The following is a 14,857-nucleotide window of genomic DNA, read 5'->3' on the forward strand; positions in this document are numbered from 1 at the left end:
ATTCCCTGAAGCGCCCTTGCCGGGCCCAATGAGAGCCACATAACATTTTGGAGTAGGTGATGCAGCAGCCTTACGGACAAGCCATTGTGGACAACGCCGTCCGTTCTTCCGCCATTTCCGTGGGAGGCAGTGATGCTGGTTGGGCTCATAGCCGGTCCCTGGATTCCGGTGCCTCCGGAAACCTATGGAGGCACGGAAAGGGTCATCGACGGGCTGGCGCGCGGCCTGGAAACTGCCGGCCACGGCGTCCTGCTGGCGGCGCCGTCGGACAGCACGTGCCCGGTGCCCCTGGCCCGTCGCATGCGGGAATCGGATCCGGAATCCCTGGGGACGGCGGTGACTGAACTCAGCCAGGTGATCCGCGCCTATGAGGCCCTGGACGGCGTGGAGGTCATCCACGACCACACCGTGACCGGCCCGCTCTATGCAAGGCGTCCGGCCGGCATTCCCGTGGTGACCACCATCCACGGAATCCTTGATGCCGCAGCCGTTGATGTTTACCGGGTGATGGCGGCGAACACCGCGATCATCGGCATTTCCCACGACCAGGTATCGAGGGCGCGCTTGCCCGTGGACAGGATCATCCACCACGGAATGGACGTCGAATCGGTGCCGGTGGGATCGGGGCAGGGCGGCTACGTGTGCTTTGTGGGCCGGATGTGCCCGGACAAGGGTGTGCTGGAGGCCATCCAGGTGGCACGGCAGGCCGGCATCCCGCTGCGGATAGCCGCCAAGATGCGCGATCGAACCGAAATGACCTATTTCCAGGACGTCATTGAACCGTTGCTGGGAAGCAACGAGGAGTTTCTGGGCGAGGTGGACGACGCCGCCAAGCAGCACCTGATGGGCGAGGCCATGGCCCTGTTGAACCCGATCCAGTGGCATGAACCGTTTGGCCTGGTGATGATCGAAGCGCTTGCTGCAGGCACTCCGGTGGTGGGCACACCCATTGGTTCGGCAGGCGAGATCGTTGACCACGGCCGGACCGGGTTCCTGGCCCCCACGGACCGGCTGGCGGATCTGCTTCCCCGTGCCGCAGGGCTGGACCGCGCACTGTGCAGGTCCCGGGCGCTTCAGTTCTTCAGTACCGGACGCATGGTCCGGGACCACCTGGAGCTATACCGCGCAATACTCGACGGCGGCCTGCCGGAGGGGGTTCCGGACCGCGGGGAGTTGGACCACAATCGGTTAAAGGGGGCAGCAAGGAAGGCGCCAGGCCGTACCGGAAATCCGGGCGAGGACCCGGAGGAAGGAGTCCTCCCATGACCGCGTGGAATGCCGATACCGAGGCCGCCGCCACCGAATCGGGTGCCATGACGGTGGTGGAAGGATCTTCGTTCTGCATCTCCAGCGGTACCGGGGACATAGCAGCCGACGGCGGCACCAACGGCGCGTTCTACCAGGACACGCGCATCATCTCGCGCTGGGTGCTGCGGATCAACGATTCCCTCCGCGAACCCCTGGGGGCCCAGCGCCCCGAATCGTACCGGGCGGTGTTCGTAGGCCGGGCCCGTTGGCCGGGCGGCCGCTTCGACAGCCCCCTGGTGGTCCGGCAGGAGCGCCATGTGGGGCCGGGGCTGCAGGACGACATCACCCTGGAGAACTACTCGTCCGAACCCGTGGACTGCGACATCGAGCTGCTGCTGGACGCTGACCAGGCGGACCTTTTTGACGTCAAGGGCGGCCGGGTTGCTAAGTCCGCAACGGTGAACCGGACCGTCCGCGAGGGCGAACTGGTGCTCGAAGCTGTGCGCAACGGCCAGCGCAGGGGGACGGCGATCCGGGCCCGCGGCGCCTTTGCCACCGAAAGCTCCCTCCGCTTCCGGGCCAGCATTCCGGCCCGCGGCCAGTGGAGTACCAGCATCATTGTGGTCCCGCTGATTAACGGGGAGCCCCCTGCTGAACCGTTCACGGAGGCAACCAGGCCGCAGCACCGGACAGGGGCCCGCCGGCATCGTGACTGGGAGCAGGCGGTGCCGCGGATTACCGTGACGGACAGCAATGTCCAGAACGTCCTGGACCGCAGCCAGCGTGATCTTGGGTCCCTCCGGATTTTCGATTCCCACCACCGCGACCGGGCAGCTGTCGCCGCCGGTGCCCCCTGGTTTATGGCGTTGTTCGGCCGGGACTCGCTCATCTCCTCCTATATGTCCCTGATGGTGGACCCCGGGTTGGCAACCGGGACACTGCAGACACTGGCGGGCCTGCAGGGGAAGGTGGTTGATCCGGATTCGGAGGAGGAGCCCGGGCGGATCCCGCATGAGGTCAGGCTGGGGATCACGGCCGGGCTGTCCCTTGGCGGAACGGCGTACTACGGAACCGCTGACGCGACGCCGCTGTTCGTCAGCCTCCTGGGGGAACTCAGCCGCTGGGGCCTGACCGACGACGTCATTGACGCGCTGCTGCCCCACGCGGACAGGGCCATGGAATGGATCGAAGAGTACGGCGACCGCGACGGCGACGGCTTTGTTGAATACCAGCGGCCCAACCCGCATGGGCTGATCAACCAGGGCTGGAAGGACTCCTGGGACGGGATCAACTTTGCCGACGGCCGGATTGCGGAGCCGCCCATTGCGCTGTGCGAGGTCCAGGCCTACGTGTACTCAGCCTATGTGGGCCGTTCCCGACTGGCGCGGTGTGCCGGCGATGTTGCCACGGAAAGGCACTGGGCAGCGAAGGCAGCTGCCCTGAAGCGGGCGTTCAACGAACAGTTCTGGCTGCCGGACAAAGGCTACTTCGCGCTCGCCCTGGACAAGGACAAAACGCCGGTTGACTCCTGCACCTCCAACATGGGCCACTGCCTTTGGACGGGGATTGCCGACGCCGACAAGGCACCTGCCGTGGCCGCCCGGCTGATGGAGCCGGACATGTTCACGGGCTGGGGCATCCGCACCCTGGCCTCGACCATGGGCGCCTATAACCCGGTCAGTTACCACAACGGCTCCGTGTGGCCCCATGACACCGCCCTGGTGGCCACGGGCCTGATGCGGTACGGGTTCGTGGAGGAAGCCAGCCGGGTGGCCAGTGCCCTCTTTTCCGCGGCGTCGCATTTTGACGGCCGGCTGCCGGAGCTGTTCTGCGGCTTCGACCACACCGAATTCCCCGGACCCGTGCCCTACCCGACGGCGTGTTCCCCGCAGGCGTGGGCGGCGGCGGCCCCTGTGCAGCTGGCCCGGATCCTGCTGCGGTTCGATCCGGACTTCACCCGCGGCGTGGTGCACCTGGCACCGATCCTGCCCGATTCCATGGGCGACTTCCGGGCCGAGAACGTGCACCTGGGCCACGCCCGGGTGGTGGTGGAAGCCCGGGACCATGAAGGGCTGCTGACAGGGCTCCCCGACCGGCTGGAAATGATCAGGGAGCCCCGCCCACCGCTGGACCAGGACCTGGCAGTGGGCGAGCCGGTGCAGGGGAGTTGACGGGCTGCCCCTACGGGCTGCCCGCTACTGGCTGCCCCTACCGGCTGCCCGCTACTGGCTGAATGCGGCGTCGAAGGAGGTGTTTGACGCCGGGAAGTCGAACTTCTTCAGTGCAGCCAAGGCCTCCGGGGCGCCGTGAAGGCGGTCCATGCCGGCGTCCTCCCATTCCACCGAGATGGGGCCGTTGTAGCCGATGGCCGTGAGGGCCCGGAACGAGGATTCCCAGGGCACGTCACCGCGGCCCGCGGAGACGAAGTCCCAGCCGCGCCGGGGGTCGCCCCAGGGCAGGTGGGAGCCCATCACGGTGTTCCGGCCGGTGGGGCGGAGCTTGGTGTCCTTGCAGTCCACGTGATAGATCCGGTCCTTGAAGTCCCAGATGAAGGAGACGGGGTCGATGCCCTGCCACATGAAGTGGGACGGGTCCCAGTTCAGCCCGAACGCCTCGCGGTGGCCGATCGCTTCGAGGGTCCGCACGGTGGTCCAGTAGTCGTAGGCGATCTCGCTGGGGTGGACTTCGTGGGCGAAGCGGACGCCGCATTCGTCGAAGACGTCCAGGATGGGGTTCCAGCGGTCCGCGAAGTCCTGGTAGCCGGCGTCGATCACCCTTGCGGGGACGGGCGGGAACATGGCCACGTACTGCCAGATCGAGGATCCGGTGAAGCCCACCACGGTGTCCACGCCCAGCGCGCGGGCCAGCCGGGCGGTGTTCTTCATTTCCTCTGCGGCACGCTGGCGGACGCCCTCGGGATCGCCGTCGCCCCACACCTTTGCGCCAACGATGGCCTGGTGGCGGAAGTCGATGGGGTCATCGCAGACGGCCTGGCCCTTGAGGTGGTTGGAGATGGCCCAGACCTTCAGGTTGTACTTTTCCAGGACGGCCAGTTTGGATTCGACGTAGCCCGGTTCGTCCCAGCGCCAGGCGTCCAGGTGGTCTCCGGACACGGCGATTTCCAGGCCGTCATACCCCCAGCCGGAGGCGAGCTTTGCTACTTCCTCGAACGGGAGATCGGCCCACTGGCCGGTGAACAGGGTGTAAGGGCGGGTCATGTCAGGCTCCTTCGGACGGTGCGGGAGGTACGACGGCGGCAGTGCCGTTGAGGGGGACAGCGGAACTTTTGGAGGTGGCGGATTCTTCGACAGCGGCCAGGATCCGCTGCACGGTGAGTCCGTCCTCGAAGGATGGCGACGGCGGGGTTCCGGTGGCGATGGCCGTGAGGAAGTCGCGGATCTGGTGGGTGAACGTGTGCTCCCAGCCGATGATGTGGCCTTGTGGCCACCACGCTGCCAGGTAGGGGTGCTCCGGTTCGTTGACCAGGATGCGCCGGAAGCCCTGTTCGCGGGCAGGCGCTGTGGCGTCCAGGAACTGGAGTTCGTTGAGGTTTTCGAGGTTGAACGTGAGGGCGCCCGTGCTGCCGTAGACCTCGATCTCCAGCGCATTCTTCCTGCCGGTGGCCACCCGGGATACCTCCACTGAGGCGATTGCTCCGGAGGCGAGGGACAGTGTTGCCCAGGCGGCGTCGTCGACTGTTACTTCTTCCGGCCCGGAGGTCCCGGGACGCTGGTGCGTGAAGGTCTGCAGCCGGCCGGAGACTTCGGTGACCTGGTCCGCCAGCAGGAAAAGCACCTGGTCTAGGGCGTGGCTGGCGATGTCGCCCAGCGCCCCGGAACCGGCGGTTTCCTTCTTCAGGCGCCAGGTCATGGGAGCGGATTCGTCCGCCAGCCAGTCCTGGAGGTAGCTGGCGCGGACCTGGCGGATGCTGCCCAGCCGGCCTTCAGCGATCAATTCCCGGGCCAGTGCCAGGGCCGGCACCCTGCGGTAGTTGAATCCCACCATGGAGTGCACGCCCCTGGCGCGGGCCTGGCGTGCGGCGGCTGTCATGGCCTCGGCCTCGGCAAGGGTGTTGGCCAGCGGTTTCTCCAGCAGGACGTGCTTGCCGGCGGCCAGAGCAGCGGTGGCTATTTCGGCGTGCAGCCAGCCGGGGGCGCAGATGTCCACCACGTGGATGTCGTCCAGGGTGAGGACTTCCCGCCAATCCGTGGCGGTTTCCGCCCAGCCATATTTCCTGGCAGCGTCAGCAACTCCGGCGGGATCGCGCCCCACCAGGACCTTCTGCTCAAAGGCCGGGACATCAAAGTAGCTGGCGACGTTGCGCCAGGCGTTGGAGTGGGCCTTGCCCATAAACGCATAGCCGATCATGGCGATGCCCAGCGGTTGCGCGGCGCCTTCCCGTGATTCCTGGGTCATGTCTTCCTAAAAGCTTGCAGATTCGGGGGCCCAGTCCTCGGGGAGGGCGGCAGAAGCGGGAGCGGAGCTCACAACGTCCACGAAGGAGCCGGTTTCCATGGACTCGGTGATCGCCACCATGCTGTCCAGGACGTGGTACGCCAAATGCCCGGTGGCCCGGTGCGGAACGCCGGCGCGGATGGACCGGGCCATGTCCAGCACGCCCATGCCGCGGCCGTTTGCCGGACCCGTGGCGGCGATGGTGGTCCAGTCCTCGTCCCCGGCGCGCCAAAGCTTCACGTCGCCGTCGAAATAATTGGGATCCGGCAGGGAGAGGGTGGCCTCCGTGCCCGTGATTTCCACGAAGCCCATCCGCTGGCGGGGCGACTCGAAGGAGAACACGCTGTGGGACGAAGCGCCGCTTTCAAACTGGGCCATCGCTGAGACATGGGTGGGCACCTCAACGGTGAATTCCGCGCCCGTCTTGGGCCCGGAGCCAATCACGCGGACGTCCCTGGACTTGGATCCGACGGCGGCAACCTTGCGGATGGAGCCGAAGACCTGGACCAGCGTGGTCAGGTAGTACGGTCCCATGTCGAACAGCGGCCCGGCGCCCTGCTGGAACAGGAACGCCGGATTGGGGTGCCAGGATTCCGGGCCGGGGGTCTGGAAGGTGGTCATGGCCGTGAGGGGCGTGCCGATGTCGCCGCGGTTGATGACGCGCAGGGCGGTCTGCAGGCCGGCGCCCAGGAAGGTGTCCGGGGCACAGCCCAACCGCAGGCCCGCGGCGTCTGCCGTTTTCAGCAGGCCCAGCCCGGATTCACGGTCCAGGGAGAAGGGCTTCTCCGTCCAGACGTGCTTGCCGGCCGTGACTGCCGCGGTGGCCACTTCCACGTGGGCGGCCGGGATGGTCAGGTTCACGATAATCTCGACGTCGGGATGGTTCAGCGCCTTGTCCACGCCGCCCCACTCGGGGATGCCGTACTCCTCAGCACGGGCCCGGGCCGCCTCCTCGAAGAGGTCCGCCACCACCAGGACCTTTAGGTCAGGGAACGTAGTGAGGTTGTCCAGGTACTGCTTGCTGATGGTGCCTGCGCCAATAACGGCGACGCCAACGGGGCTCATGCCTGGGCTCCGGTGTGGGGTTCGTTCTGATTATCGGGCGAGTCCTGATCCCCGGATGCGTTCAGGAAGGCCAGGCTCTGGGCGATGCCGTCGAAAATGTCCCCGTTGTAGTCATCGAATTCCACCACGCCAACCTCAAGGGAGCGGGCGGCGGCGATGACGTCCCGCACGGCGATTTTCCCCTGGCCCGCGGGCAACTGCGCTTTGGTATCCGTGGTGAGCGGACCGTCCTTGATGTGGATGAACTTCACCCGGTCACCCAGTTTGGCCAGGATGTCCACGGGGTCCTGACCGCCCACGGCCACCCAGTACGTGTCCACTTCAAGGACTACCGCCGGATCAAGGTGGTCCGCGAGATACTCCAGTGCAGTGCGGCCTTCCACCAGGGACTCCAGTTCCCACTGGTGGTTGTGGTAGCCCACCCGGATGCCGTACTCCGCGCCTTTTTGCGCGACTGCGTTGAGCCTGGCGGCGGTGTCCCGGATGTCCTCGGCCGTCTGCCAATGTTCGGCCGGGAGGTAGGGATCGATGACCGTGCCGATGCCAAGCTGCCTTGCGGCCCGGAAGATCTGGTCCTGGTCCCCGGAAAGCAGCGGGGCGTGCGCCGAGGGGGCCGAGAGGCCGGTTGCGGTCAGGGCTGCTGCAAGTTCCTCCGCGTGGGCCACAAAGTTGTACGGCTCAACGAGCGTGAAGCCGAGGTCCGCCACCTTGCGGATGGTTCCGGGAAGGTCCGCTTCGATCGAGTCGCGCACGGTGTAGAGCTGGAGAGAGTAGGACATGGATTCCTTTGCCGGAGGGAGGGACTCACAACAAAGCTAGGAGGACTTTTGACGAACGTCAAGCAAAAGGTGCAGATCATCCGCCAATCTTTCTGCGAAGCAGCGGACATAAGCCGTGCAAGGCGTCAGGCGCTGAGCACCCGAACGGGCTTTCCGGCCAGCCAGGCAGTGACATCCTCAAAGGCTCCGCCGTAGAACTGCCTGTAGCTTTCCCTGGTGACGTACCCCAGGTGCGGCGTCAGGACGGTGTTGGGGGCGGAGAGGAGCGGATGCCCGGCCGGAAGGGGTTCCCGGTCAAAGACGTCCAGGGCGGCCCCGGCGACCCAGCCCTCCGAAAGGGCCTTGACCAGGGCGTCCTGGTTGACCAGCGGGCCGCGGGCGGTATTCACCAGGACGCCCTCCGGCCCCAGCAGGCGCAGTTCTTCCTCGCCCACAGTATTTTCGGACCGGGGCGAGAGCCGCAGGTGAAGAGTCGCGACGTCGGCCTGGGCGAACAGTTCCGCCTTGCTGACCAGCCGGGCACCAGCCTGCTCTGCGGCCTCTGCCGTCAGGTTCTGGCTCCAGGCGATCACGTCCATGCCAAACGCCCGGCCATAGCCGGCGATCCGTGTGCCGATCTTCCCCAGCCCCACAATGCCCAGTGTTTTGCCGGCCAGTTCGAAGCCGACGCCGGTCTGCCAAGCCCCGGCGCGGAGCGAGCGTTCCTCGGCGGGCAGGTTACGTGCGGCGGCCAGCAGCAGTGCCCACGTCATCTCCGGCGCGGCAGCGGGCGAACCCGCCGTCCCGCAGACCGTCACGCCAAGATCACTGGCCGCTCCGACGTCGATCGAGGCGTTTGCCATGCCCGTGGTGACCAGGAGTTTGAGCGCGGGCAGCCGCTCCAGGACCTCGCGGGGGAAAGCGGTGCGCTCGCGCATGGCAATAACAATGCCTACATCGGCAAGGGCTGCAACCAGGGCATCCTGGGAGGCGAAGGGCTCACGGAACGTGGTGACGCTGACGCCGTCACCCTCCAGCGCGGCCCAGTCCGCAAACCCGTGGGCCACATCCTGGTAGTCATCGAGGATGGCAAGACGGTGCTTCATGGCAGTGCCCTTCGTTCCTGTGCCCTTTATCCGGTGGAGTTCATCGTAAGCGGGGCGGTAGCGCGCGTGATAGCAATGGGAGTAATGAAAGCGACTCCCACGCCCACGCGGAGAAGGCTGCTGGCCAGGGCATCCGGCGGCATGGTCCTGCTTGCCTGCATAGCGCTCCTGGCACTTAACCTCCGCGGCCCGTTCGTGGCGGTGGCGCCGGTGGTGGGCCTGATGCAGGCGGACCTGGGGTTCACGCCCGTCCTGTTGGGCCTGCTGACCAGCATTCCCGTGCTCTGCTTCTCCCTGGCGGCTCCCTTGGCGTCGCTGGCCACCAGGAAGCTTGGCGCCGAGTTTGCCGTCACGCTGACCATCCTGGGAGTCCTGGCAGGAGTGGTGGTGCGTTCGGCCGGCGGCCCGGCCCTGGTGGTTGCCGGCACGGCGATGATCGGGCTGGCCATCACCGTGGGCAACATCGCCGTTCCCCTGATCATCAGGCGTGACTTCCAGCCGCGGCACCAGGGAACTGCGATGGGCATTTATACGGCGGCGCTGAACGTTGGTTCGTTCCTCACTTCGGTTGCTACGGCGCCGCTGGCCGAACTGGCCGGCTGGCGCGTTGCGCTCGCATCCATCGGGGTGGTGGCAGTGGCGGCAGTGGTGGCCTGGACGTTCGCTGCGGGTCCCCGACGGGCTTTCGTCCCCAGAGGGAGTGCCGGCGGCGGCAGTACGGAAAGCAGGAAGCCGGCCGTCCGCGGTTCGGGCTGGATCACTGCAGGACTGGCCGCCGGATTCGCGGGGCAGGCATTCTCCTACTACGCCGTCACGGCCTGGCTGCCCAGCTACCTGAACGACGAACTGGGCATGTCCACGTCTGCTGCCGGCGCCGGCTCATCGATCTTCCAGGTGCTGGCCATCGCGGGGGCACTGGGGGTGCCGATGGCGGCCAAATACTTCAGTACAACCACGACGGCGGTCACCCTGGGATTGTTCTGGCTGGCGGTTCCCGCGGGGCTGCTTCTGGCGCCCGGGCTGTGGTGGCTCTGGTCAGTCTTCGGAGGGGCGGCGCAGGGCGGCGGGTTCACGCTGATTTTCCTCGCCGTTATGCGGCTGGCCAGGGACCAGGTTTCTGCCGGGCGGATGTCCGCCATCGTCCAGACGTCCGGTTATTGCTGCGCCGCCGTGGCGCCTCCGCTGGTGGGGTATGTGCACAGCGTCACCGGATCCTGGACGCCGCCCCTCCTGGTGGTGCTTGCTTCAGTGCTGACCTTCTTCCTCGCCACCACCCTGTCAGTCCGCCTGGTGCCAAAGACCCGTTAAATCGCCGCGAGATGGCACTTCGCGGCAATGTTCTTCCGGAACATTGCCGCGAAGTGCCATCTCGGCGGTAGGGGAACGCTTACGCCGCCGCCAGCTCCTCTTCCGTTGCCTTCTCACGGGCTTCGGTGAGGTAGCGGGCGTAGGCCGGCAGGGTCAGGAAGGACGGGAATTCGCGGCTCATGGTGACTTCCTCGAAGATGTCCCGGGCGTCCTCGAAGCGGTCGCCGTCAAAGCGTTCCAGGCGTGCGAACTCTTCATCGAGGATTTCGCTGATCCATTCGTGGGTGACGATCTCGCCGTCGTCCGTGATGGCCCGGGCGAACATCCACTGCCACAGCTGTGACCGGGAGATCTCCGCCGTCGCGGCGTCTTCCATGAGGTTGTGGATGGCCACGGCGCCGTTGCCGCGGAGCCAGGATTCGATGTAGCGGATCCCCACTTCGACGTTGTTGCGGATGCCTTTTTCCGTGATGGTGCCCTCGGTGGCGGTGATGTCGATCAGCGCGGCGTCGTTGGGGGTGACGTCCTCGCGGGTCTTCTCCAGCTGGTTGGGCTTGGGGCCGAGGACGCCGTCGAACACTTCGCGGCAGATAGGTACCAGGTCCGGGTGGGCTACCCAGGAGCCGTCGAAGCCGTCGTTGGCCTCGCGGGTCTTGTCCGCGCGGACCTTCTCCAGCGCGATGGCGTTGGCCTCGGGGTCCTTGCGGTTGGGAACGGCTGCTGCCATTCCGCCGATGGCCATGGCGCCGCGCTTGTGGCAGGCGCGGACTAGCTGCTCGGTGTAGGAGCGCATGAAGGGCGCGGTCATGGTGACCTGGGCGCGGTCCGGCAGGACGAAGCGCGGGCCGCGGGTGCGGAAGTTCTTGATGAGGGAGAAAATGTAGTCCCAGCGTCCGGCGTTCAGGCCTGCGGCGTGATCGCGCAGTTCGTAGAGGATCTCTTCCATTTCGAAGGCGGCGGTGATGGTCTCGATCAGTACCGTGGCGCGGATGGTGCCCTGCGGGATGCCGAGCAGGTCCTGGGCCAGGACGAAGATGTCATTCCACAGCCGGGCCTCGAGGTGGTTTTCGATCTTCGGCAGGTAGAAGTACGGGCCCTTGCCCTGGGCCAGCAGGCGGCGGGCGTTGTGGAAGAAGAACAGTCCAAAGTCAACGATGCCGCCCGCGATAGGGCCGCCGTCGATCAGCATGTGCTTCTCCGGCAGGTGCCAGCCGCGCGGCCGCACCACAATGGTGGGAAGTTCGACGTCGGTGCGCAGCCGGTATTCCTTGCCCTCTTCGGTGGTGAAATCGATCCGGCGTTCCAGGGCGTCGATGAGGTTCAGCTGGCCCTTGATGACGTTGCGCCAGGTGGGGGTGGAGGAGTCCTCCATGTCCGCGAGCCACACCTTGGCGCCGGAGTTCAGTGCGTTGATGGTCATCTTCTTGTCTACCGGCCCGGTGATTTCAACGCGTCGGTCCTCCAGGCCAGGTGCCGGGGGAGCCACCCGCCAGGACGGATCGTTGCGGATGTGCTCCGTCTCCCGGAGGAAGCGGGGGTCCTGGCCGGCGGTGATGTCTGCCCGGCGGGTCCGGCGTGCCTGCAGCAGTTCCTGCCGGCGGCCGGCGGTGGCCTGGTGGAGCTTCGCGATGAAATCCAGGGCGTCCGGAGTCAGGATCTGGTCCTGCCGGCACACGGGCTGCGCGGTCAGGGTAATGCCGTTGATGGTGAAGCTGTCAGTAAACGTGTTCATGGGAATTCTCCTGTGGCGGGCATCGGTGGTTGAGCTTGTCGAAACCGGGTTTCGACAAGCTCAACCACCGGATGAAGGGGCCCACAGCCGCCGGGTTCCCTCGCGAGCTTGCGAGTGGAGGGGGCGGCTGGGGACTAGTGGAACTGGCCTTCTTCGGTGGATCCCACCAGGGCCAGGGTGGATGCGTTCGGGTTGAGCGCTGTGGCGATGTCGTCGAAGTAGCCGGTGCCGACTTCGCGCTGGTGCTTGGTTGCGGTGTAGCCGCGGGATTCGGAGGCGAATTCCTTTTCCTGGAGTTCGACGTAGGCGCTCATGCCTTCACGGGCGTAGCCGTGGGCGAGGTCGAACATCGAGTAGTTCAGGGCGTGGAATCCGGCCAGGGTGATGAACTGGAACGTGAAGCCCATGGCGCCGAGTTCACGCTGGAACTTGGCGATCGTGGCGTCGTCCAGGTGCTTGCGCCAGTTGAATGACGGTGAGCAGTTGTAGGAGAGCATCTGGTCAGGGAACTCGGCCTTGACGGCCTCGGCGAACTTGCGGGCGAGCTCCAGGTCCGGGGTGCCGGTTTCCATCCAGATCAGGTCCGAGTACGGGGCGTAGGCCTTGGCGCGGGCGATGCAGGGTTCAATGCCGTTGCGGACCTTGTAGAAGCCCTCGGCAGTGCGCACCGGCTGTCCCCCTTCGCGGAGGATGAATTCCTGGTCCCGCTCGTCGACGTCGGAGGTGATCAGGGTGGCCGCTTCGGCGTCCGTGCGGGCAATGACCACTGAAGGGGTGCCGGCGACGTCCGCTGCGAGGCGTGCCGCATTTAGGGTGCGGACGTGCTGCTGGGTGGGGATCAGGACCTTGCCGCCCAGGTGGCCGCACTTCTTCTCCGAGGCGAGCTGGTCTTCCCAGTGAACGCCGGAGGCGCCGGCCTGGATCATGGATTTCATGAGCTCGTAGGCGTTCAGGGGTCCGCCGAACCCGGCTTCGGCGTCGGCGACGATCGGGACCAGCCAGTCCTCAACGGTCTGGACACCTTCGGAATATTCGATCTGGTCAGCGCGGAGCAGGGCGTTGTTGATGCGGCGGACCACCGTGGGGACCGAGTTGGCCGGGTAGAGGGACTGGTCCGGGTAGGTGTGGCCGGAGTTGTTGGCATCCGCGGCAACCTGCCAGCCGGAGAGGTAGATGGCTCGGAGCCCGGCCTTGACCTGCTGCACGGCCTGGTTGCCGGTCAGGGCGCCCAGGGCGTTGGTGTAGCCGCCGGTCTTGTGCTCCTCGGTGAGCTGCTTCCACAGCTTCTCCGAGCCACGGCGGGCCAGGGTGTGTTCTTCGGAGACGCGGCCGCGGAGACGGACGACGTCGGAAGCTGAGTAATCCCGGGTCACACCTTCCCAGCGGGGATTGGCAGCCCACTCGAGCTCCAGTGCCTGTGCCTGCTGTTCTGCATTCTGGGCGGCCGGCTGCTGGGTGGGCTCAAATGCTGCGGTCATCGGTAATCTCCTTGTTTGTGCCTCGAAAGGTGGGGGTCCCGGCTGCTTCTTCGCTGCCATCCCGGACCGCCTTCGAAGCGTTGCTTCTTTGCGTAACCACTACTTTTCAGCACTTCCAAGGCCCCGGATAGAGGAAAAGTATGGAAAGAAATGCACTTCTTCGCGTATCCTGCAGAAATGTCGCCTTCAAGCTGGAACCGCAACGCCGCCCCCTCAGCCCCCGCCGCTTCCCCGGAGCTGGACGCCATCAGCCTGGGCCGCCGCATCAGGCATTTGCGGAAGGAAGCCGGGCTGACGCTCGATGACCTGAGTGCCGCCGTCGGGACCGCCCCCAGCCAGCTGAGCCTGATTGAAAACGGCAAGCGGGAACCGAAGCTCGGGCTGCTGCAGCAGTTGGGGAACGCGCTGAATGTGGGGATCGACCAGCTGCTCGGGGCGGAGCCGCCCAACCGCCGGGCGGCTCTGGAGATCGAGCTGGAACGCTATCAGCGCAGCCCGCTGTATGAGTCCCTCAACCTGCCTAAAATCCGCATCAGCTCGCGGCTGCCGATGGATGTGCTGGAGTCCATGGTGGGCCTGCAGCGGGAGCTGGAGCGCAAGCTGAACGAGCAGATCGCCACGCCGGAGGAAGCGCGGCGGGCCAATGGTGAGCTCCGCGCCATGATGCGGGAGCGGAACAACTACTTCCCGGAGTACGAGGCCGAGGCGCAGAAGGTGCTTGCCGGCGTCGGGCATACCAACGGTCCGCTGTCCCAACACGTCATCGCGGACATTGCCGGGCACCTGGGTTTCAGCCTGCACCACGTGAGCGATCTGCCGCATTCCACGCGCTCCGTAACGGACCTGAAGAATCACCGAATTTACCTGACGCAGGGCGGCCGGAGCGATCACGACCCCCGTTCGGTGCTGCTGCAGGCGCTGGGGCACTACGTCCTGGGCCACCAGACGCCGGCCAGCTACGCGGATTTTTTGATGCAGCGCGTGGCAACGAATTATTTTGCGGCGGCACTCCTGCTGCCGGAGAAAGCCACGGTGGAGTTCCTGCAGCGGGCCAAGCAGGCCAAGGAAATCGCCGTCGAGGACATCCGCGACGCCTTCGCGGTGAGCTACGAAACCGCCGCGCACCGGTTCACGAACCTCGCCACCGAACACCTGGACATCCGCACGCACTTCCAGAAGACGCACAAGAGCGGAATCATTTACAAGGCCTATGAGAACGACGGCGTGACGTTTCCGCAGGACCACACCGGCGCCATCGAGGGCCAACCGTCATGCAAGCAATGGACGTCCCGGGTGGTGTTCGACGTGCCGGACAAGTTCAGCGCCTACAGCCAATACACGGACACTCCGTCCGGAACCTATTGGTGCACAGCGCGGACCGAACGTTCCGCCAACGGCGAGTTTTCGCTGTCCGTTGGTGTGCCGTACGCGCACGTGAAATGGTTCCGCGGCCGGGACACCACGGAACGCTCCAAGTCCATGTGCCCCGATGAAAGCTGCTGCAAGCGCCCGCCCGCGGACCTCGCCTCCCAATGGGCCGGCAATGCCTGGCCGTCCGCGCGCGCACTCCCACCTGCTGGCAGCGATGCCGCCGGGCGCCTTCCCTGGTGTGGATGAGACCGAGGTTTATTCGTTCCTGCAGGCGCACTCGGGGAACTGAGGCAGGTTTTCCTTTGGGGGCCGGCTATCGAAGGTCGGCCATCCCGT

Annotated in this window: 10 protein-coding genes and 1 pseudogene; 4 read left to right on the forward strand and 7 right to left on the reverse strand. The window is 66.0% G+C overall.

The window, feature by feature from the left end:
- Positions 1-132: 132 nt before the first annotated feature.
- Together ACPJW8_RS02790 and ACPJW8_RS02795 are read left to right on the forward strand one after the other, a co-directional pair.
- Complete coding sequence (locus ACPJW8_RS02790; protein WP_330188137.1) at positions 133-1,266, forward strand: glycosyltransferase family 4 protein; 1,134 nt, start codon at positions 133-135, stop codon at positions 1,264-1,266.
- Positions 1,263-3,419 (forward strand): glycogen debranching N-terminal domain-containing protein, encoded by a 2,157-nt coding sequence (locus ACPJW8_RS02795; protein WP_330188138.1) that lies wholly within the window; start codon positions 1,263-1,265, stop codon positions 3,417-3,419. The genes ACPJW8_RS02790 and ACPJW8_RS02795 overlap by 4 nt, the downstream gene beginning before the upstream one ends.
- 51 nt (positions 3,420-3,470) lie before the next feature.
- Here the strand turns inward: ACPJW8_RS02795 and ACPJW8_RS02800 are convergent, their stop codons facing one another.
- The 5 genes from ACPJW8_RS02800 to ACPJW8_RS02820 form a co-directional block, all read right to left on the reverse strand.
- Positions 3,471-4,466 (reverse strand): sugar phosphate isomerase/epimerase family protein, encoded by a 996-nt coding sequence (locus tag ACPJW8_RS02800; RefSeq protein ID WP_330188139.1) that lies wholly within the window; start codon positions 4,464-4,466, stop codon positions 3,471-3,473.
- Between the two features lies 1 nt (position 4,467).
- Entirely contained in the window at positions 4,468-5,664 is a 1,197-nt protein-coding gene (locus tag ACPJW8_RS02805; RefSeq protein ID WP_330188140.1) for a Gfo/Idh/MocA family oxidoreductase, read from the reverse strand.
- 6 nt (positions 5,665-5,670) lie between these two features.
- A complete protein-coding gene (locus tag ACPJW8_RS02810) occupies positions 5,671-6,768 on the reverse strand; it encodes a Gfo/Idh/MocA family oxidoreductase (protein WP_330188141.1) in 1,098 nt (365 codons plus the stop codon).
- Positions 6,765-7,547 (reverse strand): sugar phosphate isomerase/epimerase, encoded by a 783-nt coding sequence (locus ACPJW8_RS02815; RefSeq protein ID WP_330188142.1) that lies wholly within the window; start codon positions 7,545-7,547, stop codon positions 6,765-6,767. The genes ACPJW8_RS02810 and ACPJW8_RS02815 overlap by 4 nt, the downstream gene beginning before the upstream one ends.
- Before the next feature lie 125 nt (positions 7,548-7,672).
- Positions 7,673-8,632, reverse strand: a complete 960-nt coding sequence (locus ACPJW8_RS02820) for a D-2-hydroxyacid dehydrogenase family protein (RefSeq protein WP_330188143.1) — start codon at positions 8,630-8,632, stop codon at positions 7,673-7,675.
- 84 nt (positions 8,633-8,716) lie between these two features.
- On the opposite strand from ACPJW8_RS02820, the gene ACPJW8_RS02825 reads away from it, so the two are divergent.
- A complete protein-coding gene (locus ACPJW8_RS02825) occupies positions 8,717-9,940 on the forward strand; it encodes a CynX/NimT family MFS transporter (protein WP_330188144.1) in 1,224 nt (407 codons plus the stop codon).
- A 79-nt stretch (positions 9,941-10,019) separates the two neighbouring features.
- Here the strand turns inward: ACPJW8_RS02825 and aceB are convergent, their stop codons facing one another.
- The gene (gene aceB / locus ACPJW8_RS02830) at positions 10,020-11,672 is read right to left on the reverse strand and encodes a malate synthase A (protein WP_330188145.1); all 1,653 of its coding nucleotides are present in this window, start codon (positions 11,670-11,672) and stop codon (positions 10,020-10,022) included.
- Positions 11,673-11,806: 134 nt separating this feature from the next.
- Positions 11,807-13,150 carry an isocitrate lyase gene (gene aceA / locus ACPJW8_RS02835; RefSeq protein ID WP_330188146.1) on the reverse strand — a complete coding sequence of 448 codons (1,344 nt, stop codon included), beginning with the start codon at positions 13,148-13,150 and terminating at the stop codon, positions 11,807-11,809.
- 150 nt (positions 13,151-13,300) lie between these two features.
- On the opposite strand from aceA, the pseudogene ACPJW8_RS02840 reads away from it, so the two are divergent.
- A pseudogene (locus ACPJW8_RS02840) lies at positions 13,301-14,810 on the forward strand (helix-turn-helix domain-containing protein).
- The last annotated feature ends 47 nt before the right edge of the window (positions 14,811-14,857 follow it).

The sequence above is a fragment of the Pseudarthrobacter sp. J47 genome (genome assembly GCF_049810315.1).
Taxonomy (GTDB): Bacteria; Actinomycetota; Actinomycetes; order Actinomycetales; family Micrococcaceae; genus Arthrobacter.

Excerpts from the sequence above, each read along its gene's own strand:
- ACPJW8_RS02825 (WP_330188144.1), top strand. The coding sequence starts at position 8,717 with ATGAAAGCGACTCCCACGCCCACGCGGAGAAGGCTGCTGGCCAGGGCA.
- ACPJW8_RS02795 (WP_330188138.1), top strand. The coding sequence starts at position 1,263 with ATGACCGCGTGGAATGCCGATACCGAGGCCGCCGCCACCGAATCGGGT.
- aceA (WP_330188146.1), bottom strand. The coding sequence starts at position 13,150 with ATGACCGCAGCATTTGAGCCCACCCAGCAGCCGGCCGCCCAGAATGCA.
- ACPJW8_RS02810 (WP_330188141.1), bottom strand. The coding sequence starts at position 6,768 with ATGAGCCCCGTTGGCGTCGCCGTTATTGGCGCAGGCACCATCAGCAAG.
- aceB (WP_330188145.1), bottom strand. The coding sequence starts at position 11,672 with ATGAACACGTTTACTGACAGCTTCACCATCAACGGCATTACCCTGACC.
- ACPJW8_RS02800 (WP_330188139.1), bottom strand. The coding sequence starts at position 4,466 with ATGACCCGCCCTTACACCCTGTTCACCGGCCAGTGGGCCGATCTCCCG.
- ACPJW8_RS02815 (WP_330188142.1), bottom strand. The coding sequence starts at position 7,547 with ATGTCCTACTCTCTCCAGCTCTACACCGTGCGCGACTCGATCGAAGCG.
- ACPJW8_RS02820 (WP_330188143.1), bottom strand. The coding sequence starts at position 8,632 with ATGAAGCACCGTCTTGCCATCCTCGATGACTACCAGGATGTGGCCCAC.
- ACPJW8_RS02790 (WP_330188137.1), top strand. The coding sequence starts at position 133 with ATGCTGGTTGGGCTCATAGCCGGTCCCTGGATTCCGGTGCCTCCGGAA.
- ACPJW8_RS02805 (WP_330188140.1), bottom strand. The coding sequence starts at position 5,664 with ATGACCCAGGAATCACGGGAAGGCGCCGCGCAACCGCTGGGCATCGCC.